At 66.1% G+C, this 19872-nt stretch carries 20 protein-coding genes; 7 read left to right on the forward strand and 13 right to left on the reverse strand.

What is annotated here, in order from left to right; translation table 11 throughout:
- Nucleotides 1-53: 53 nt before the first annotated feature.
- The gene (locus tag AC1PQG_RS01875; protein ID WP_481120986.1) at nt 54-620 is read right to left on the reverse strand and encodes a YceI family protein; all 567 of its coding nucleotides are present in this window, start codon (nt 618-620) and stop codon (nt 54-56) included.
- A 106-nt stretch (nt 621-726) separates the two neighbouring features.
- Nucleotides 727-987 carry an accessory factor UbiK family protein gene (locus AC1PQG_RS01880; RefSeq protein WP_481120987.1) on the reverse strand — a complete coding sequence of 87 codons (261 nt, stop codon included), beginning with the start codon at nt 985-987 and terminating at the stop codon, nt 727-729.
- A gap of 265 nt (nt 988-1252) precedes the next feature.
- Between AC1PQG_RS01880 and AC1PQG_RS01885 the strand changes: the two genes are divergently transcribed.
- The 4 genes from AC1PQG_RS01885 (at nt 1253) to AC1PQG_RS01900 (ending at nt 5058) form a co-directional block, all read left to right on the forward strand.
- On the forward strand, nt 1253-2002 hold the full coding sequence (locus AC1PQG_RS01885; protein ID WP_481117200.1) for a TorF family putative porin: 750 nt from the start codon (nt 1253-1255) through the stop codon (nt 2000-2002).
- A 57-nt stretch (nt 2003-2059) separates the two neighbouring features.
- A complete protein-coding gene (glnK, locus tag AC1PQG_RS01890) occupies nt 2060-2398 on the forward strand; it encodes a P-II family nitrogen regulator (RefSeq protein ID WP_079434291.1) in 339 nt (112 codons plus the stop codon).
- 14 nt (nt 2399-2412) lie between these two features.
- Nucleotides 2413-3951 (forward strand): ammonium transporter, encoded by a 1539-nt coding sequence (gene amt / locus AC1PQG_RS01895; protein ID WP_481120988.1) that lies wholly within the window; start codon nt 2413-2415, stop codon nt 3949-3951.
- A 90-nt stretch (nt 3952-4041) separates the two neighbouring features.
- Nucleotides 4042-5058 (forward strand): hypothetical protein, encoded by a 1017-nt coding sequence (locus AC1PQG_RS01900; protein WP_481120989.1) that lies wholly within the window; start codon nt 4042-4044, stop codon nt 5056-5058.
- 69 nt (nt 5059-5127) lie between these two features.
- On the opposite strand, the gene purU is transcribed toward AC1PQG_RS01900, so the two are convergent.
- From purU to AC1PQG_RS01915, 3 genes are all read right to left on the reverse strand, one after another.
- On the reverse strand, nt 5128-6003 hold the full coding sequence (gene purU, locus AC1PQG_RS01905) for a formyltetrahydrofolate deformylase (protein ID WP_481120990.1): 876 nt from the start codon (nt 6001-6003) through the stop codon (nt 5128-5130).
- A 57-nt stretch (nt 6004-6060) separates the two neighbouring features.
- The gene (gene thrH / locus AC1PQG_RS01910; RefSeq protein WP_374482233.1) at nt 6061-6669 is read right to left on the reverse strand and encodes a bifunctional phosphoserine phosphatase/homoserine phosphotransferase ThrH; all 609 of its coding nucleotides are present in this window, start codon (nt 6667-6669) and stop codon (nt 6061-6063) included.
- 106 nt (nt 6670-6775) lie between these two features.
- Nucleotides 6776-8686 (reverse strand): ATP-binding cassette domain-containing protein, encoded by a 1911-nt coding sequence (locus AC1PQG_RS01915; RefSeq protein ID WP_481120991.1) that lies wholly within the window; start codon nt 8684-8686, stop codon nt 6776-6778.
- A gap of 157 nt (nt 8687-8843) precedes the next feature.
- Here AC1PQG_RS01915 and AC1PQG_RS01920 point away from each other — a divergent pair, with 157 nt between their 5' ends.
- Nucleotides 8844-9494, forward strand: coding sequence for a hypothetical protein (locus tag AC1PQG_RS01920; protein ID WP_481120992.1), 651 nt, complete (start codon nt 8844-8846; stop codon nt 9492-9494).
- On the opposite strand, the gene AC1PQG_RS01925 is transcribed toward AC1PQG_RS01920, so the two are convergent.
- The 3 genes from AC1PQG_RS01925 to AC1PQG_RS01935 all read right to left on the reverse strand — a co-directional run bounded on the left by AC1PQG_RS01925 (nt 9477) and on the right by AC1PQG_RS01935 (nt 13201).
- Nucleotides 9477-10109: a DsbA family protein gene (locus AC1PQG_RS01925; protein WP_481120993.1), complete on the reverse strand. Its 633-nt coding sequence runs from the start codon at nt 10107-10109 to the stop codon at nt 9477-9479. The genes AC1PQG_RS01920 and AC1PQG_RS01925 overlap by 18 nt on opposite strands.
- Nucleotides 10110-10193: 84 nt before the next feature.
- Nucleotides 10194-11810: a methyl-accepting chemotaxis protein gene (locus AC1PQG_RS01930; protein ID WP_481120994.1), complete on the reverse strand. Its 1617-nt coding sequence runs from the start codon at nt 11808-11810 to the stop codon at nt 10194-10196.
- A 104-nt stretch (nt 11811-11914) separates the two neighbouring features.
- On the reverse strand, nt 11915-13201 hold the full coding sequence (locus AC1PQG_RS01935) for a TIGR03862 family flavoprotein (protein ID WP_481120995.1): 1287 nt from the start codon (nt 13199-13201) through the stop codon (nt 11915-11917).
- 162 nt (nt 13202-13363) lie between these two features.
- On the opposite strand from AC1PQG_RS01935, the gene AC1PQG_RS01940 reads away from it, so the two are divergent.
- Nucleotides 13364-14047, forward strand: a complete 684-nt coding sequence (locus tag AC1PQG_RS01940) for a c-type cytochrome (RefSeq protein WP_481120996.1) — start codon at nt 13364-13366, stop codon at nt 14045-14047.
- A 42-nt stretch (nt 14048-14089) separates the two neighbouring features.
- Here AC1PQG_RS01940 and AC1PQG_RS01945 read toward each other — a convergent pair whose 3' ends face one another.
- From AC1PQG_RS01945 to AC1PQG_RS01955, 3 genes are all read right to left on the reverse strand, one after another.
- A complete protein-coding gene (locus AC1PQG_RS01945; RefSeq protein ID WP_481120997.1) occupies nt 14090-16054 on the reverse strand; it encodes an amidohydrolase in 1965 nt (654 codons plus the stop codon).
- Between the two features lie 111 nt (nt 16055-16165).
- Nucleotides 16166-16579 carry a secondary thiamine-phosphate synthase enzyme YjbQ gene (locus tag AC1PQG_RS01950; RefSeq protein ID WP_481122955.1) on the reverse strand — a complete coding sequence of 138 codons (414 nt, stop codon included), beginning with the start codon at nt 16577-16579 and terminating at the stop codon, nt 16166-16168.
- A gap of 2 nt (nt 16580-16581) precedes the next feature.
- On the reverse strand, nt 16582-17478 hold the full coding sequence (locus tag AC1PQG_RS01955; protein WP_481120998.1) for a radical SAM protein: 897 nt from the start codon (nt 17476-17478) through the stop codon (nt 16582-16584).
- Nucleotides 17479-17547: 69 nt separating this feature from the next.
- On the opposite strand from AC1PQG_RS01955, the gene AC1PQG_RS01960 reads away from it, so the two are divergent.
- The gene (locus AC1PQG_RS01960) at nt 17548-18441 is read left to right on the forward strand and encodes a cation efflux transmembrane domain-containing protein (RefSeq protein ID WP_481120999.1); all 894 of its coding nucleotides are present in this window, start codon (nt 17548-17550) and stop codon (nt 18439-18441) included.
- 12 nt (nt 18442-18453) lie between these two features.
- Here AC1PQG_RS01960 and asd read toward each other — a convergent pair whose 3' ends face one another.
- Nucleotides 18454-19305, reverse strand: coding sequence for an archaetidylserine decarboxylase (gene asd / locus AC1PQG_RS01965; RefSeq protein WP_481121000.1), 852 nt, complete (start codon nt 19303-19305; stop codon nt 18454-18456).
- A 75-nt stretch (nt 19306-19380) separates the two neighbouring features.
- Complete coding sequence (locus tag AC1PQG_RS01970) at nt 19381-19836, reverse strand: PACE efflux transporter (protein WP_481121001.1); 456 nt, start codon at nt 19834-19836, stop codon at nt 19381-19383.
- Nucleotides 19837-19872: the final 36 nt, after the last annotated feature.

Raw genomic sequence — 19872 nt, forward strand, 5'->3', positions numbered from 1 at the left:
TTTGGAATAAACCGGCAGTCTAGCCCAGGTGTTGCCCCGGGTTTAGTTCATTGTCATTGAGAGTCGCGGTAGGCTTCGACCGAGATCACGAGGCGAACCTCGTCGCTGACCGACGGGATGTTCTTGGTCATGCCGAAGTCAGAACGCTTCAGGCGGGCGGTGATGTCGGCGCCACAGGTTTCACGCTTGTTGAGCGGGTGGGGGGCACAGTGAAAGCGGGACAGGGTGAGTTGCAGGGGTTTGGTGATGCCGAGCAGGGTCAGGCTGCCTTCGGCGGTCACCGGCTTGTCGCCGTCGAAGTTGAAGCGCTCGGCCTTGAAGCTGATCGTCGGGTAGGCGTCGGTGTTGAAGAAGCCCTCGCCACGCATGTTCTCGTTCCATTTGGCGAAGCCCATGTCGATGGAGCTCGCGTCGATGCTGACCTCCACCGAGCCCCGATGGGCGGCGGTGTCGAGGACGATCTTGCCGCTGGTCTTGTTGAAGCGCCCGCGCTGGGTCGAGAAGCCGAGGTGGTCCGTTTCGAACAGCGGGTAGGTGTGGTTGGAGTCGATCGTGTAACTGACCGGGGCGGCGAATGCCGGGGCGCTGGCGACGGCCAGCAGAGCGAGCAGCTTCTTCAAGGGATGTCTCCGGTAAACCGAAATGGCGAGTTGTAATTGCTTTGGGGCTGGCATGAAAAAGGGCGCCGGGGGCGCCCTTGAATGACCGTCGGAACGGTGGGAAGGTTCAACCCGCCTCTGCCGGCGGACGTGATGCCAGCTCCGATTCCAGCTGGGCGACCCGGTGTTCGAGTTCGGTCAGCTTGTCGCGGTAGCGGGCGAGGGTTTCCTTCTGCAGGTCGAATTCCTCGCGGGTCACCAGGTCGAGCCTGGAGAAACCACTGGCTAGCAGCGCGCGGGCGTTCTTTTCGAGATCCTTGGCGGGGCTGTTGGCGAGGAGTTCGGAAACCTTCGAACCGATTTCATCGAGGATTTTGGGATTGGCCATGGCAGCGTTCCTCACGGGAAAAGGGGAAAAATCCAAGTTGTGTTCAAGTTTAGCATTGGACTCCAGTGGCCGTTGCCGTGCCCCATGCACCAACACGGCGCCCCCGATTGGTGCGTACTCCCAAAGTGGTGCGGAATGATTTTTTTCTGCGCTGCAGCAGAAGCCCATTTTGTATATCAACCCATTGAAATAATGAGTTTTTTAAAACTGGCATGGTGATTGCTAAAACGTGTGAGCCAACTTTTAATACTAGGAGAACCCAATCATGCGCAAGACCGTTATCGCTTCTGCCCTGATCGCAGCCTGTGCCGCTCTGCCGTCCCTGGCGAGCGCTGAAGATGCCGCTCCCGCTCCGGAGCACACCTTCACCAGCAACGTCACGCTGGCGTCGGAGTACATCTACCGCGGTATCGGTCAGACCAATCGCAAGCCGGCCATTCAGGGTGGTTTCGACTACGCGCATTCCAGCGGTCTGTACGTCGGCACCTGGGCGTCCAACGTGTCCTGGCTGACCGATGGCAGCCCGACGGTCAGCAACAGCATCGAGATGGACTTCTACGGCGGCTTCAAGAACACCGTCGGCGACTTCGGCTATGACGTGGGTCTGCTGCAGTACTTCTACCCGGGTTCCGGCTACGGCAACAACCCGAACACCATCGAAGGCTACATCGCCGGTTCCTGGACCTTCCTGACCTTGAAGTACTCCCACTCCTTTAGTGACCTGTTCGGCTGGACCGACTCCAAGAACTCCGGTTACCTCGACCTCACCGCCACTTACGAGCTGGCCCCGGGCCTCAACCTGATCGGCCATGTCGGTCGCCAGAAGATCCACGGTGACAACAGCGGCGCCTCCTACACCGACTACAAGCTGGGCGTGACCAAGGATATCGCGGCGGGTGTCGTTGTCGGCCTGAACTACATCAACACCAACGCCAGCCAGGCCTTCTACACCAACGCCTTCGGCAAGGATCTGGGCAAGGACCGCGTGCAGCTGACCATCACCCGTACGTTCTAACTTCCCCCCGTAACCGCGCGGCGGCTCGTTCGGGTCGCCTTGCAAGAGGACCCAACCATGAAACTCGTAACTGCCATCATCAAGCCCTTCAAGCTCGACGAAGTGCGTGAGGCCCTGTCCGCCATTGGCGTGCAAGGCATCACGGTGACCGAGGTGAAGGGCTTTGGCCGTCAGAAGGGCCATACCGAGCTGTACCGCGGCGCGGAATACGTGGTCGATTTCCTGCCCAAGGTGAAGATCGAGGCTGCCGTCAAGACCGAGATCCTTGACCAGGTCATCGAAGCCATCGAAAAATCTGCCAGCACCGGCAAGATCGGTGACGGCAAGATCTTCGTGTTCGATCTCGAACAAGCCATCCGCATCCGTACCGGCGAGTCCGGTGCCGAAGCGCTGTAAGGGAGCTTCCCATCATGAAAAAAATCTTCGCTGCCCTGCTGACGACCCTGACGGTCGGATTTGCGGGCCATGCGCTGGCCCAGGACAAGGACGCTCCGGCCGCGCCGACCGCCGCTCCCGCGGTGACCGCCCCCGCAGAGGCGGCTGCCACCGCCAAGCCGGCCGAAGCACCAGTTGCCGCCGCGCCGGCTGCCGCTGCTGAGGCCAAACCGGCTGAAGCCGCCGCTGCCGCACCGGCTCCGGTGCCCAACAAGGGTGACAACGCCTGGCTGATCGTGGCTACCGCCCTCGTCATCATGATGTCTGTTCCCGGCCTGGCCCTGTTCTATGGTGGCCTAGTTCGTACCAAGAACATGCTGTCCGTGCTGCTGCAGGTGTTCACGGTGTTTTCGCTGATCAGCGTGCTGTGGGTGCTGTACGGCTACTCGATCGCCTTTACCGAGGGCAGCGCCTTCTTCGGCGGTCTCGACAAGGTTCTGCTGAAGGGCATCACGCCGGATTCGGTCGCCGCCACCTTCTCGAAGGGTGTCGTCATCTCCGAGTTCATCTACGTGGCCTTCCAGGGTGCCTTTGCCGCCATTACCGTGGCTCTGATCCTCGGCGCCTTCGCCGAGCGCATCAAGTTCTCCGCCGTGCTGCTGTTCTCCGTGCTGTGGTTTACCTTCAGCTACCTGCCGATGGCTCACATGGTCTGGTACTGGGCGGGTCCGGATGCCTACACCACCGCTGAAGCGGCCGATGCCGCCAACGCGACGGCTGGCTTCCTGTTCCAGAAGGGCGCCCTCGACTTCGCCGGTGGCACCGTGGTGCACATCAACGCTGCCGTGGCTGGCCTGGTGGGTGCCTTCCTGGTTGGCAAGCGCGTCGGTTTCGGTCGCGAGTCCTTCGCTCCGCACAGCCTGACCCTGACCATCGTCGGTGCCTCCCTGCTGTGGGTGGGCTGGTTCGGTTTCAACGCCGGCTCTGCGCTGGAAGCCAACGGCTCTGCCGCGCTGGCCTTTGTGAATACCTGGGTTGCCACCGCTGCTGCTGCTGTTGCCTGGTTGCTGGCTGAATGGATCATCAAGGGCAAGCCGTCCGGTCTGGGCGCTGCGTCCGGCGCAGTGGCCGGCCTGGTGGCGATCACCCCGGCCTGCGGCTTCGTCGGTGTCGTCGGTGCGATCGTGATCGGCCTGCTGGCTGGCGTGGTCTGCCTGTGGGGCGTCAATGGCCTGAAGCGTATGCTGGGTGCTGACGACTCCCTGGACGTGTTCGGCGTGCATGGCGTCGGCGGTATCCTCGGTGCCATCCTGACCGGTGTGTTCGCCTCCCCGTCCCTGGGCGGCGTCGGCATCTGGGACTACGTGGCCAACAAGGCTGCCGATACCTACTCCATCAGCGACCAGGTCATCGTTCAGCTGACCGCCGTCGGCACCACCGTCGTGTGGTCTGCTGTCGTGGCCTTCATTTCCTACAAGCTGGTCGACATGTTCATCGGCCTGCGCGTGCCGGAAGACGAAGAGCGCGAAGGTCTGGACATCACCTCCCACGGCGAAACTGCTTACCACCAGTAATTCCGGTAGGTCGTTTCATCACGAAAACGGGCGCTGCGGCGCCCGTTTTTGTTTGTATGCTTCCCGCTGGCGTCATCGAGGATTGAAGAAATGGGTTTTTTTGACTGGTTGCTGGGCGGGCGTTCGGCGTCATGTGCCGGCGACGAGCGCCTGCAGGCGGCCGTGGCGCGGGTTATCGGCAGCATCGATCCGCGTTTGCAGTTTCTGGATGACGCCTCCTCGCGGCTATGTCCGGCAGTGACCCATGCACTGAAGTATGCGGATCAGGTGGTGGCGTGCATTCCGCCATGCGTGGAGATGAATTCCCAGGCCTGGTCGCAGAACCCCGTGTTGCGTACTGTCTTTGCCCGGCCGGCGGATGTGGCGGAGACGTTATCGGCCAGTGTGGATCTCCAGGACTTCCTGGCTTCGCCTGCGGCAGTTGGGCTCGAGCGCGTCTGCTGCATGGTGGCCGCGACGCGGGTCGAGCAGAACGTGCTGGGCATTGTGCTGGAGGGTGACCAACTGCGTCAGGATGTGCCACAGACCACGGTCAGCTTCCAGCATTTCCGGCTGTTTGCATTTGCCGCGGATGAGGCAGCGCTGTTCCGGCGCATCCACGAACTGGTGTTAGAAGGTTTGGTGATGGCCGCGCTGCAGGAGATTGCCGTGCGGCAGCGGCAGAGCGACCAGTTGCCCTTCGATCATCAGCTGCTGCAGACGCGCCTGAGCCTGCTGGAGCGGAGTCGGCCGGGCCTGGATGCGCTGGAATGCCATTCCTGGCGCGGCCGCGATCTGGATGGACTGCGGCGTCAGCTAGCCGACAATGAAGCTGCTCTGGTCGAAAGGAGCGTCTCCGGTGCAGGCCTGGAAATGGTGTTGGCCGCGGTGATCGAGACCCTGCTGGCGGCGGAGCGGATCATCCACGCCCGGCGCCTGGCACTGCGCGTGAATGCGATGAACGTGCTGGTCGAGGCGGACAAGGACGATGCGTTGAACGTCCCGCTGATTGAATTCTCGACCCCGACGGCCGTCGGGACCCGGCGCAGCGCCTTCCTGGCCAGTTTCGCCCGGGATGCGGTGGTGGAGAGGAAGCTGGATTTCGCGGCGGGGATGCGCTTGCTGTAGCTACGCGGCAGACGTGAAAAAGCCGGCGATCCGCCGGCCTTCGTCGTTTTTTACGGAGCGGACTGACTTTCAGCGGAACACGACGGTCTTGTTGCCGTGCACCAGCACCCGATCTTCCAGGTGGTAGCGCAGGCCGCGGGCCAGCACGGCCTTCTCGATGTCCTTGCCGTAGCGGACCATGTCGTCCACCGAGTCGGAATGGTCGATGCGGATCACGTCCTGTTCGACGATCGGGCCCTGGTCGAGGTCGGCCGTCACGTAATGGCAGGTCGCGCCGATCAGCTTGACGCCCTTGGCGTAGGCCTGGTGGTAGGGCTTGGCGCCGACGAAGCTGGGCAGGAAGCTGTGGTGGATGTTGATGATCTTGCCCGGATGGGCCGCGCACAGCTCCGGCGACAGGATCTGCATGTAGCGGGCCAGCACCATCGTGTCGCCGTGGGATTCCTCGAACAGGCGCTGTACCTCGGCATAGGCCTGGGCCTTGTTGTCCGGGGTGACGGGAACGTGGTGGAAGGGAATGCCGTGCCACTCGACGAAGCCGCGGAAGGTGTCGTGGTTGGAGATCACGCAGGGGATCTCGATGTCCAGTTCCTTTGACTGCCAACGCGCCAGCAGATCGTAGAGGCAGTGTTCCTGCTTGGAGACGAGGATCACCACGCGCTTCTTGACCGCCGAGTCGGTGATCTTCCAGTCCATGTTGAGCTCTTCGGCGATCGGGCGGAAGCGCTCGCGGAACTCGGTGAGCATGAAGGGCAGCGAATCGGCCTTGATCTCGATGCGCATGAAGTAGCGCCCGCGGTGCTCGCTGTCGACGGCAGGTTCGGCGTGGAGCGCGGTTTCGAGGATCCAGCCCTTGTGTTCGGCGATGAAGCCGGACACCTTGGCGACGATGCCAGTGCGGTCGGGGCAGGAGGCGGAGAGGGTGTAGAAGCGTTCGCGGTGCATGATGGGCTCAGGCACCGGCCGCCGGCCACGGGGCCGCGACCGGCGTATCGGATGGGATCAGATGCGGGCGGAGGCGGCGCGGATCTGGGCGGCCAGGCCGCTGTACTCGCGCTCCACCGGGAATTGCGGGAACTCGGCGATGACGTTGTCCGGCGCACGGAACAGGATGCCGGCGTGGGCTTCCTTGAGCATCGCGGTGTCGTTGTAGGAGTCGCCGGCGGCGATGACCTTGAAGTTGATTTCCTTGAAGCGCTGGACGGCTTCCTTCTTCTGGTTGGCCATGCGCAGGTGGTAGTTCACCAGATAGCCCTCTGCGTCGGCTTCGAGCTTGTGGCAGAACAGGGTCGGCATGCCGAGCTGTTCCATCAGCGGCATCGCGAATTCGTAGAAGGTGTCGGACAGGATGATGACCTGGAAATCCTTGCGCAGGGCGTCGAGGAAGTCCTTGGCGCCGGGCTCGGGGCCCATCTCGGAGATCACCTTCTGGATGTCCGGCAGGCCCAGCTTGTGCTGCTTGAGCAGGTCCAGGCGGTACTTCATGAGCTTGTCGTAGTCCGGCTCGTCGCGGGTGGTGCGACGCAGTTCGGGAATGCCGGTGCGCTCCGCGAATTCGATCCAGATTTCGGGGACGAGAACACCTTCGAGGTCGAGACAGACGAGTTGCACGGCAAAAGCTCCAGGTTACGGCGGTTGATTTGGCGAATCCGTGATTCTAGCAAAGAGACTGCGACGGCTTCAGCGGGATTGCGTGGTGAGTGTCGAGTCGGCCGGTTTAGTCAGCCGGAATGGCATCGAGGGCTTCATGCAGTTCGAGCCAGCGCAGTTCGGCTTCGTCGATCTTCTCGCTGAGTTCGGCCTGGCGCTTGAGCAGCTTGGGCACCTCGCCGGCGTCGGGGCCGGTGTACAGGTCCGGGTCGGCGAGACGTTCATCCAGCTTGGCCTTTTCTGCGTTCCACGGGGTGAGCTTCTTGTCGAGCTGCTCCAGCTCCTTGACCAGTGGCCGGCGGGCGGCCAGGCGGGCCTGGCGGTCGGCGGCGGCGGCTTCGCGGTCGGCCTTGCGGCTGGCCTTGTCGGCGGCTTTATCCGGGCACTGGCCGGCGGCGGCATCGGCGGCGCGTTGCTGGGCCAACCAGGCCTTGTAGTCGTCCAGGTCGCCGTCGAAGGGTGTCAGGCGGCCGCCATCGACGAGCAGGAAGCGGTCGCAGGTGGCGCGCAGCAGGGCTCGGTCGTGGGACACGATGACCATGCCGCCCTCGTAGTCCTGCAGGGCCAGCGTGAGGGCGTGGCGCATTTCCAGGTCGAGGTGGTTGGTCGGTTCGTCGAGCAGCAGCAGGTTAGGCTGGTTCCAGATCAGGATGGCCAGCGCCAGGCGGGATTTCTCGCCGCCGGAGAAGGGGCCGCAGGGCGTGGTGGCCATGTCGCCGTTGAAGTCGAAGCCGCCCAGGTAGTTGCGCAGCTCCTGCTCGCGGGTCTGCGGGTCGAGGCGCAACATGTGCTGCAGCGGCGATTCGTCCGGGCGCAGGCTCTCCAGCGCGTGCTGGGCAAAGTAGCCGAGCTGCAGGCCCTTGCCCTCCCGGCGCACACCGGCCGTCGGCTGCAGGCCACCGGACAGCAGCTTGATCAGCGTGGATTTGCCGGCGCCGTTGCGGCCGAGCAGGCCGATGCGCTCGCCGGGGCGGATGGTCAGCTTCATGTCCGACAGGATCGGCTTGTCCACGTAGCCGGCGGCGGCATCCTCGATCTGCAGTAGCGGATCGGGGGCGGCGGTGCAGTCGCGGAAGCTGAAGGTGAACGGGTTGTCGATGTGGGCGGCGGCGATGACCTCCATCCGCTCCAGCGCCTTGATGCGGCTCTGGGCCTGGCGGGCCTTGGTGGCCTGGGCGCGGAAGCGGTCCACGTATTTCTGCAGGTGGGCGCGCTCGCGCTGCTGCTTCTCGAACATTGCCTGCTGCTGGGACAGGCGTTCGGCGCGCTGGCGTTCGAAGTTGGAGTAGCCACCGGTGTACAGGGTGAGCTGCTGGTTCTCGATGTGGGCGATCTGGTTCACGACTGCGTCGAGGAAGTCGCGGTCGTGGGAGATCAGCACCAGCGTGCCGCGGTAGTCGGTGAGCCACTGTTCCAGCCAGATGACCGCGTCCAGGTCGAGGTGGTTGGTCGGTTCGTCGAGTAGCAGCAGGTCGGAGCGGCACATCAGCGCCTGGGCCAGGTTGAGGCGCATGCGCCAGCCGCCGGAGAAGTCCGCTACCGGGCGTTCCATCTCGGCAACCTTGAAGCCCAGACCGTCCATCAGCGCGGCGGCGCGGGCGCGGGCCGCGTAACCGCCGATCTCCTGCAGGCGGCCGTGGAGGTGGCCGATCTCCTCGCCGTCGTGGGCGGCTTCGGCCTTTTCCAGCGCGACTTCGATGCGGCGCAGCTCGGCGTCACCGTCGAGCACGTATTCGATGGCGGGGCGCGGCAGGGCCGGGGTTTCCTGGGCTACGTGGGCAATGGTCCACGACGCGGGCATCTCCAGGTCGCCGGAATCCTGGTGGAGCTCACCGCGCAGCATGCCGAACAGGCTGGATTTGCCGCAGCCGTTGGCACCGGTGAGGCCGACCTTCCAGCCAGGGTGGATCTGCAGGCTGGCGCCTTCGATGAGAGTCTTTACGCCCCGGGCGAGGCGGAGATTGCGGAACTGGATCACGGCAGCGGAAGCGGTAAGCGGGCAGGAAATCCGGTATTGTAAGCAGTTCCGTCGTGTCCAGCCCTGTCGTCCAATGCATCGAAGCCGTCCGTTCCGCCGATCGTCCCTTTCCGCCAGTCTGTCCGTGTTGTTGTTGGCGCTGTTGTGCCAGGGGACCGTGCAAGCCCAGGAATCCCCCGTCGATGAAGGCGCGGAAAAGGCTCGTGCGGAGAAGATGCGCGAGGAGGCGAAGGCCTTGCGCGAAGCCGCCGAGGTCCGCTTCAAGGCGGACGAGATCGCCTGCTACGAACGTTTTCTGGTGAACAGCTGCATCGATCGCGTGCGCCAGCGCCACGTTGAGGACACCCGTCAGGCACGTGCCCTCGATCTGGAGGCGGGGCGCATCGAGCTGGCTGAAAAGAACCGTCGTTACGCTGAACGTATGGCAGGGCAGGTCGAGCAGGCGCCGCAGAAGGCTGTCGAAAAGGCCGAGCAGGAGGCCCGCAATCGTGCCGACAGCGAAGCGCGCCTGCGCGCTCTGGCGGACAAGGACGCCGGGCGCATCGAGCGCGAGCAGGAAGGCAAGTCCCGCGCGCTGCACGAGGCCGAGGCCCGTCAGTCCAAGGAAGCCGCAGATGCGCGGCGCCGGGCCGCCGAGGCCGCGGCGGCGGCGCAGCGTGCCAGTCAGGCCGAGAGCGACCGTCGTGCCTACAAGGAGCGGGCAGCCAAGGCCGCGGAAAAACGTGCCGAGAAGGCGGAAAAGCTCAAGCAGGCCGATGGGGCCAAGACTCCCGCGAAAGCCGCCGAACCTCTAATGCCCGGCCGCTGAGTTGGCGCGAGGTGGGGGCGATGCCGCCCAGGCCAGCGCGTCCTCCAGCCGGTCGTTGCCCCAGAACAGCTCCCCGTCCGGCGTGATGAAGCTCGGGGCACCAAACAGGCCCCGTTCGGCCGCCTGTTCGGTCTGGCTGCGCAAGGCCAGTTTGTTCTCGGGGCTTTCCGCTTCGGTGAGGATCGTGTCGGCGGGTAGTTCCAGCGTTTCGAGAATGTCGCGGATCACCGCCGGATCGGCAATGTCCCGGTCCTCGGCAAAATTGGCCCGCATCGTTGCCCGGGTGAAGTTGCCGATCCATGGCTGGTTGGCTCCGGTCAGCGCGACCCGGGCGGCCAGCAAGCCGTTGCGCGGAAAACGCGACGGCACCTGGAACGGCAGGCCGTAACGGGCCGACAACCGGGCCAGGTCGCGCCACATGTAGCGGCCTTTGGGGGGATAGATGTTGAACGGTGAGTCGTTCCAGCCCAAGGACAGGAACACCGGCCCAAGCAGGAAGGGCCGCCACGCCAGCTTGACGCCAGCCTCTTTCGCCAGCGCCTCGATGCGCATCACGCTCAGGTAGGAATATGAACTGGCGAATTCGAACCAGAATTCGAGGGGTTTGCTGTTCATCGGCGCCTCCATCGCGGTAGGAGAAGGGCAGTCTAGCACTCATCCTGTCCGCGGGCAGGGCGCCGAATGGACGCCGCCGGAAGCTTAGACCTTGTACAACTGCAGCGTGGCGATCTGGCGCTGGGCCTGTTCGTCGAGGCGGCGGGCGGTGCTGGAAGACTGTTCTGCTGCGGCCGCAGCCTCTTCGGCCATCTGCGCGATGCGCTCGATCTGTACGGCGATGTTGGTGCTGGCCGCGCCCTGTTCGCGGATTGCGTCGGAGATCTCGGACACCATGCGGGCGGTGCCGCTGGCGGCGGTGCCGATTTCCTTGATGGCCTTGTCCGTGTCGTCGGCCCGTTTGACGCTCTGGGTGACCAGACTCTCGGCGTCCTCCATCTCGTGGGCGGCCTGTTCGGAGTGACGGCGCATGGCCTCGATGGTGGAGGAGATCTCCTGCGTCGAACTGGCGGTGCGCTCGGCCAGCTTGCGCACTTCATCGGCTACCACCGCGAAACCGCGGCCCTGCTCGCCTGCGCGGGCGGCCTCGATGGCTGCGTTGAGGGCCAGCAGGTTGGTCTGGTCGGCCACTTCCTTGATGACCTGAACCACCGAGCCGACCCGCTCGCCCTGGGCGCCCAGCTCGCGCAGGGATTCGGCGGCGGCACTGACGGATGAAGAGATGCTGCGGATATCGGCGATCGTCCGGTCGATGGTTGAGGAGCCGGCGCGGGCCATCTCGCCAGAACGGTCGGCCAGTTCGTGGGCTTCGTGGGCGCGGTCACCGACATGGGTGACGCTGACCGTCATCTCCTCGACCGTCGCGGCAATCGCCGAAGAGGCTTCGCTTTGCGTGCCGGCGGCGCCCGATACCTGCTTCGACGCGTGGGTCATCTCGCGGCTGGCGTCAGCGACCGAGCGGGCGCCTTCGGTGAGGCTGCGGAAGTTGTCCTGCAACTTGGACAGCAACTGGTTGAAGGCCGTGGCGGTCTCGCCGATTTCATCCATGCGCTTGACCGGCGCACGGATGGTGAAGTCCTGCGATTCATTGACGTGCACCAGTGTGTTGCGAATGCTGGCAAGGCTGTCGCGCAAATTCTGGATCAAGAGATAGGCCATGATGCCGACGATGCTGAAGGCTGCCGCGAGGATGCCACCAACAGTCCATAGCGCGGCATTGTAGTCTGCGACATTGTCCTTCTTGAGTTGCTCGGCGAAGCTGTAGTTGTAGTCCTCATGCTTGGCCAGCGCGTCGCGGGCCGTTGCAGCGGCGTCTTTCAGTGAGCCACGCAAAAAGTTGCGGACGGCGCCCATGTCACCGCTGTTGAGGATCTGAAAATACTCCGCGCGCTTGGTCCGATAGGCCGCCATGGCCGCCCGGTCGGCCTCCAGAAGCTGGCGGTCGGTGGCATCGGAAACCAATTCACTCTCATAGTGCTTGAGCGTCGCATCGAATTTGTCGTCCGCCACACGGATTGTTTGTTCTATCTCTTTCCTATGTGCTTCATCGACAGCCAGCGCGTGCTGGTATGTCCCGATTCGGCTGGTTGTCAGAAAGCTCCTGGCTTCCAGCAGGGCCCTCAAGCTCGGAAAGGTATTGGCCTGCATGTAGTCGAAGCGGGCATTGGCCTGCTGCAGTTGCCAGACGCCCATGCCCCCGACGAGCAGGAGAGCGAAAAGTGCGGCGCTGAGCGCTGCGATAAGGCGTTTAGTGAGATTCATGATGACGGCTCCAGCTGGCAGGCGGGGTACGAATCGGGGTAGGGCGGAGAGCGGGGTCTTAGCGATGCTCTCGTATGTGCCCGATTTGTGGACGAGAGCGACTCTTACGACGGAAAAACACCTAACTTTAGGTTTCTCCCCAGCCATTTGATAACGCCGGTTCCCGCCGTGATCCCACTGGCAAAGCAGGCGGTGAGCAGGTAGCCGCCGGTCGGGGCTTCCCAGTCGAGCATCTCACCCGCGCAGAACACGCCTGGGCGTTTGAGCAGCATCAGATGCTCATCCATCTCCTCGAACAGCACGCCGCCGGCGCTGCTGATCGCCTCGTCCAGTGGGCGCGGGGCGATGAGGCGTAGCGGCAGCGCCTTGATGGCCGCAGCCAGACTGGCTGGGTCGTCCAGCACGTCCGCACTCACGCATTCCCTCAGCAGCGCCATCTTGATGCCGGCGATGCCGACGCGGCTCTGAAGGTGGCTGGCGAGGGAGCGGGCGCCGCGGGGGTGGGCCACCTCGGCGGCAACCCGCTCCGCCGAGCGCCCGGGGGCCAGGTCGATCGACAGCGTGGCGCTGCCGTCCTGCTCGATGCGCTCACGGATGGACGCGGACAGGGCGTAGATCAGGCTGCCTTCGATGCCGTTGGCGGTGATCATCGCTTCACCGGGGCGCGGGGGGGCGTCGGCGCCTTCCACGCGGATGCTCACCGACTTGAGGGGCTGTCCGGCGAAGCGCTCGCGGAAGTGGGCGCTCCAGCCCTCGGCACCGTCGGTGCGGGGCGATGCGGTGATGAACCCGCAGTTGGCCGGGCGCAGCGGCGCGACGCCCACGCCGAGCCGGGTCAGGGCCGGGACCCATGTGCCATCCGAGCCCAGGCGCGCCCAGCTGCCGCCGCCGAGGGCCAGCACGCAGGCGTCTGCCTGGTGCTGGCGGAGGCCGTTGGGGGTCGTGAACAGCAGGCAGCCGTCGGCGTTCCAGCCGGTCCACCGGTGGCGTACATGGAAGCGCACCCCGGCTTCGCGCAGGCGCTGCAGCCATGCGCGCAGCAGCGGCGCGGCTTTCATCTCGGCCGGGAAGACGCGCCCGGAACTGCCGACGAAGGTGGACACGCCGAGCCCTTCGACCCACTCGCGCAGGGCCTGCGGCCCAAAAGCCGCGATCATCGGCTCGATCTGCGCCCGGCGCTGGCCGTAGCGGCCGGCGAAGGCCGCAAAGGGCTCCGAGTGGGTGATGTTGAGGCCGCCGCGACCGGCCAGCAGGAACTTGCGCCCGACCGACGGCATGGCGTCGAAGACATCCACCTGCAGGCCGGCGGCCGCGGCGGTTTCGGCGGCCATCAGGCCGGCGGGGCCACCCCCGATGATGGCGACGGAGGCGGGAATGGAGATGGACGGCATGGGCGCGGGATCTGGCGATGGAACGGGAAGGCGCGATTGTAGTGGCGCGGGGCCAGATTGTTTTTATCGCGTTGCGGATGTCGCTCGGGCTTATGTCAAAGGATTACAATCGAAAGCGGTCGTCGAATACGACTTTTGAATAACAACAAAGGGAATAGCGCGATGTCGATCGAACGGAAGAGGCCTGTCGGGGCCGGTTTGCTGCGGGCGCTGCTGGGCCTGTCAATGTTGGCGGCGACGGTGCCGGTGGTGGCGCAGACGGAGGTGCCGAGCGCGGCGCCAGGGGGGCGCGGGCAACTGGAGCGGATCATCAAGAGCCCGCCGGCCGAGCAGAAGGCGACGCAGGAGGCTGGCCGCAAGGCGTCGTTCTTCTGCGCGAACTGCCACGGGGATACAGGTCTTAGCAAATACACCGAGGTGCCCAATCTGGCCGGCCAGCACCCAGCCTATGTGCTCAACCAGATCGATGCCTTCCTCACCGGTAAGCGCAAGGACCCCTTCATGCAGGGGCTGATGAAGGTACTCAAGGACGACGAAAAGGCGGCCATCGCGGTGTTCTACGCGGCCCAGCCGGTGGTGCCGGCGGTCTCCATGGGCGGGCCGCGGGCCGCCGAGGGCAAGGCCCTGTTCGAGAAGAACTGCGCGCGCTGCCACGGTGCCGAGGCCAAGGGGGGCGAAACCTTCCCGCGCCTGGCGGGGCAGCAGTCCGAATACCTGCGCCGTAGCCTGACCCGCTACCTGACGATGAGCGGCGAGCGGATCTACCCGCCGATGACGGCCGCGGTGACCGGCATCGGCGCGCAGAACATCGAGGCCGTGGTCCAGTACCTGTCCGCGCTGCGTTGAGCCGGACTCGGCCGCAGCCCCGCCGGGGCTACGGCCTGCTTGTCAGCGCGTGATCGGCACACCGCCGTCTGCACCGCCGAAGACCGTGGCGCCTTCCTTGACGGTGCCGATCACGCGGATGTCGCCGAGCTTGTCCGTCGGGGTCTTGAGCGGATTAGCCGACAGCACCGAGAGGTCTGCGAGTTTGCCGACGGCGATGCTGCCCTTGATCTTCTCTTCGCCGAGCTGGCGCGCTGCGTTCAGCGTGATGGCTTTCAGGGCTTCCAGCGCCGGGATCTGCTGATCGGTGCCCACCGGCCGCTTCACGGCAGCCGCCAGCACCTCCAGCGGTGCCGGTTCGACGAGGGCGGCGTCGTTGTGCAGCGTCAGCGGCAGGCCGCGGCCGAGGGCTGCAGCGGTGGGGCTGAAGCGCGCCGTCCGTTCGGCGCCGAGGGCGTCGCGGGTCAGCGTGTCGAGGCTGAGGTTGAGGCGCTGGGGGGCCAGGGACACGCTGACGCCGAGGGTCTTCAGGGCATCGAGCTGGTCGTCGCGGATCGTCGCGGCACCGACCAGCAGCGGGCGGCGGTCCTTGCCCGGGTGCTTCTCGGTGGCGTTCTTCAGGCCATTGATGAACTGGTCGATGGCCGCGTCCCCGTTGGCCTGCACGGCCACCTGCCAACCGTTGGCGTAGGCGCTGTTGAACAGTGTGTCGACGGTGTCCTCGCCGAGCAGCGGGTAGCCGGCGTAGCGGGTCGGTTTGCCGGGTGGAGGCAGCTGGTAGGGCTGGGTGAGCCAGGCGCTGCGGTCTTCGGCGGTGCCGTCGAGGGTGAAGGACACGCCGGCCAGGCGCAGGTGGCCTTTGTAGTACTTGGCGCCGATCTGTTTGTGAGCTTTGAGGGCGGCGGCAGCGCTGCCGGCTTCCGCATAGACCGACACGTCGAGCTTCAAGGCGCCGGCATCGGCGGCCTGAGTGTACAGCGCCAAGTCGTCGGCAGTGGCGCGAGCCTCCACCGCAGTGGTGTAGCCGTTGCGCAGGTAGAGGGTCTGGCCTTGCTGGATCAGCGCCTGGCGTTCGTCCTTGCCGAGTTGCGGCAGGGCTCCGAGCAACGCGGTGGCGGCGGCGCCTTCCAGACTGCCGTCCGGCTCCTTCGAGCCGGGCCAGCGGCCGATGCGGCCGCCCGGCGGGTCAATGCTGTTGCGGTCGATGCCGGCCAGCGCCAGCGCGCGGCTGTTGGCGACCAGGCGGGTGCCCGTGCGGTCCACGATGATCACCGGCCGGTCGGATGAAATGTTGTCGAGCTCGTTGCGGCTCGGCGCACGCAGTTCACGCAGGCGGCTCTCGTCGTAGCCGAAGCCGACGACCCAGCCCAGCCGCTTGGCCATGTCGCCCTTGGACCAGTCGCGCAGTTCGCGCAGCAACACGGTGCCGTCGGTGACGCGACCTTCGGGCGGGGACTGCAGCTGCGCCGCCACCGAATACAGGCCGAGACGGGACAGCTCGCCCCAGGCGTCGATGAAGCCAGGCACCAGGGTCTTGCCAGCCAGGTCGACGACTTCCGTGCCTTCGCTCTTCCAGCGTGCCAGGATGGCCTTGCTGGTACCGACGGCGATGATCTTGCTGCCCTTGATCGCGATGGCCTGCGCGGTGGGGCGCTTGTCGTCGAGGGTGACGATGTCACCGTTTGTGAAGATGACGTCGGACAGCGGAGGCGGAGGCGGGGCAGGAGGCGGTGCTGCCGAGTCGGCCGGTGTGCTGCCGGCGGCGGTCGGTGCGGCCGGGGCCGTCGGTGTGGCACCCGGGGCAGGTTTTGCGGCTGCGGCTGGACTTGCCGCGGCGACTGGCGCGGCAGGCGCCGCGGGCTTGGCGGTCGTGCTGGCCGGTGTGGTGGCGGCGGCGGTTTTCGGCGCGGCAACGGCCGTGGCCGGTTTGGCGGTGCTCGGGCTCGGGGTCTGGGCGAAGCCGGACGGGGCGGCGAGGGCCAGCAGGATGGCGGCGCTGCCGAGGCGCAAGGGGAAGACGCAGGTCATGGATGGGCTCCGGGGAACAGCGCGGCCGGCGGGCGGTGCCGGCGACGAATCCGAAGAGCATAGCACCTCGGCGTGTGGCTTCCCGTGACGGGCTTGGGGGTGGGGCGCCGCTTAGCCGATGACGGTGACCACCACGCGCCGGCTGTGGGCGCTGCTGCGGTGTTCCCACAGGAAGAGGCTCTGCCAGGTGCCCAGCAGCAGGCGGCCCTGGCCGATAGGCACGCTCAGGCTGACATCCGACAGCACGCTGCGGGCATGGGCGGCCATGTCGTCGTCGCCTTCCTGGGCGTGGCGGTAGGCCGGGTCACCGTCGGGGGCGAGCCGGCCGAAGACCGTTTCGAGGTCGCGGCGCACGTCCGGGTCGGCGTTCTCGGTGATCATCAGCGAGCAACTGGTGTGCTGCACGAAGACATGGGCGAGGCCGGTGGCGATGCCGGCGCTGGCCACCACGTCGGCAACCTGCGCGGTGATGTCGAGGCTGCCGCGGCCACGGGTGCGGAATTCGAGGATCTGCTGGAAGGCCATGCTCACAGCCCCCGCGCCCAGGCCGGCCGCAGCCCGACTGCCGCCGGTGTGGCGATGGCGTTGCGGACTTCGGCGAGCAGGCGGGCTTTGTCGGCGCCGAGGGTGCCTTTCAGGACCAGCCAGTTGCTGGCGTGGTCGGAGCGGAACACCGTGCGGCGCAGTTCGAGCTGGCTCAGGAAGCGTTCCATTTCGCGGAACAGGCCGGCCTGATCGAGGGGTTCCCATTCTGGAAAACCGGCGCGGAAGCGGGCTTCGCCGGTCGGGAAGCTCACCACCAGCGTGGACAGGAATTCCGGCTGGGTGGCGTTGGCGAGGCGGGCCGAGTTGTCGGCATGCTGCTCGCTGAGGATCTGTCCGCCGAGGCCGTTGAGCATCATCACCGAGCGGGTGATGCCGGCCTCGCCGAGCTTGTCCAGGGCGTCCCGTGTCGAATCGAAGCTCTCGCCCTTGTTCACTTTCGCCAGTACCGCGTCGTCGCCGGATTCGGCGCCCAGGTAGACCATGCGCAGGCCGGCTTCGCGCAGGCTGGCAAGCTCGGCGACGGTCTTCTTCTTCAGGTTGCGGGCCAGGCAGTAGCTGGAGACACGATGCACGCTGGGCAGGTGAGTGCGGATTGCCTCCAGGATTGCCAGCAGGCGGCGGGTCGGCAGCACCAGCGCATCGCCGTCGGCGAGGAAGACCCGGCGGACCTGCTTGCCGTAGCGCTCGCCGATGCGCCGGATGCTGTCCAGCACTTCGTCCTCGCCGCGGGCGCGGAAGGCCTTCTGCGGCGCGGTGTACATCTCGCAGAAAGTGCACTGGTTCCACGAACAGCCGTCGGTGACCGGCAGGATCAGGGACTCCGCCTCGCTGGGCGGGCGGAAGACCGGTTCGACGTAGCGGATCAGCGGGGCGTTCATCGATAGCAGGCTGCGGACTGGGAGGCCGACAGGCTACCATCGGGGCAGAATCACTTCGAGATGCTTGCAATGGCTGAAACGACTTCTTCCTGCTCCGGTGGCTGCAGTTGTGGGGCAGGCGGTCCGCAATTGGTCGGGCTGGATGAACCGAGCCGGCCCGGCGGCGAGGCCACGCTGAAGTCGACCTTCCGCGTCGGCGACATGGACTGCCCGGCCGAGGAGGCGCTGGTGCGCATGGAGCTGGACGGGCTGGCCCATGGGCTGGAGTTCGACCTGGCGGCGCGTACCGTTACTGTCTGGCACGCGGTGGCGGCCGACGAGGTCGAAGCGCGCATCGCCCGCCTGGGCATGGGGGCGGAGCGCCTCGCCAGTGGTCTGGCCGCCGGGGCACCGGCGGCGCGGGTGGAGGATCCGGCTGCCGAGCGGCGGGCGCTGCGCTGGCTGCTCGTCATCAACGCCGCGATGTTCGTGGTCGAGGGGCTGGCCGGCTGGTGGGCGGAGTCGTCCGGCCTGCTCGCCGATGGCCTGGACATGTTTGCTGATGCGGCGGTGTATGCGGTGGCCTTGTACGCGGTTGGGCGCGGGGCAGCGCTGCAGTTGAAGGCGGCGCGCCTGGCCGGGGTGCTGCAGCTGGTGCTCGGGTTGGGGCTGTTCGTGCAGGTGGCGGACCACGTGCTCTACGGCTCGGAAACCCTGGCCGGTGCGATGATGGGCGTGTCGCTGCTGGCGCTGGTCGCCAACGTGGCCTGCATGGTGCTGATCGCCGGCCACCGGGACGGTGGTGCACACATGAAGGCGAGCTACATCTTCACCGCCAACGATGCGCTGGCCAACCTGGGTGTGATCGTCGCCGGCGGCCTGGTGGCCTGGCTCGGCAGCCCGTGGCCGGACTGGGTGGTGGCCAGCATCATCGGTGCGATGGTGCTGGCCGGCGCGTGGCGCATCCTGCGCCTGCGCCACTGAGGCCGCTGTGGTTCAGCGCGGCCGGCTGCCCATCGCCTCGCCGAGGCGGATCGGCCGGGCCGGGGCCCAGGCCTCGGTGAAGGACAGGCGTTTCTTGGGGAACAGCATTACCACAGTAGAACCGAGCAGGAAGCGACCCATCTCGTCGCCCTTCTTCAGCGTGACCTGGCCGGCCGGGTAATCCCATTCGCGGATCTTGCCGGGGCGCGGCGGGTTGATCTGGCCGTGCCACACGGTGGCCATGCTGCCGACGATGGTCGCGCCGACCAGCACCAGCACGAAGGGGCCGATTTCGTCGTTCTCGAAGACGCACACCACCCGCTCGTTGCGGGCGAACAGGCCGGGCACGCCGCGGGCGGTGGTCGGATTGACCGAGAACAGCGCGCCGGGCACGTAGATCATGCGGGTCAGGCGGCCGTCGCAGGGCATGTGGATGCGGTGGTAGTCCCGCGGGCTGAGGTAGAGCGTCGCGAACTCGCCGTCCTGGAACTGGACCGCCAGGTCCCGGTCGCCGCCGACCAGCGCGTGGGTGGAGTAGGAGTGCCCCTTGGCCTGGAAGATCTGGTCGCGGTCGATGCGGCCGAATTGGCTGATCGCGCCATCCACCGGGCAGATGAAGTCGGCGTCGGCGTGGGGGCGGGCGCCGGCCTTCAGCGGGCGGGTGAAGAAATCGTTGAAGCTGGCGTAGCTGGCGATGTTCGGGTTGGCTGCCTCGTCCATGTTCACCCCGTAGCGGCCGACGAACCAGCGGATCACGCTGGTGGTGAGGCCGCCGGCCCGGGTGCTGGCCAGCTTGCCGGCCAGCACGGTGAGGGCCTGCTTGGGGATCAGGTATTGGGGAAGGACTTTGAGGCGGTCGGACACGGCAGGTTTCCGGCGGAAGCGAAGGGGCGGATTATAGCGGCCCGCCCGCGCTTCGTCGGCCGCCTGCAGCGGCGTTCAGCGGCCGGCGCCGGCGACGATCGGAAAGGCCCGGTCGTAGGCCAGGTTGAAGCCGAAGGCATACACCACGTAGGCCAGCGCGATGCTGATGTCGGCGACCAGGGCGCTGAGCCAGTCCATGCCGGTCCACAGCATCACCACTGGCAGCGTCAGCATGAACAGCCCGCCCTCGAAGCCGATGGCGTGAATGGCCCGCAGCCGCCACGGGCGGCGATCCGCGGTGCGGCCGGTGAGGCGGCCTTCCAGCCAGTCGAAGGCGGTGTTGAAGCTGCCGTTCCAGATGGCGGCGATGACCGCCAGGATGGCCATCAGCACGAAGGAGTCGCGGCCCGGCTGGCCGGACAGCCAGATGTAGGGCGGCGTGATCAGCAGCAGGCCGCCGATCTCGAAGAGGGCGATCTGGCGCAGGCGGTCGGTGAAGCTGCGCTGGACGGGGGAATGGGAGGCGGACATGGGAATCGCTACAAGGACACGAATGGAATGGACCGT

The organism is Zoogloea sp. GDB6 (assembly GCF_056724105.1).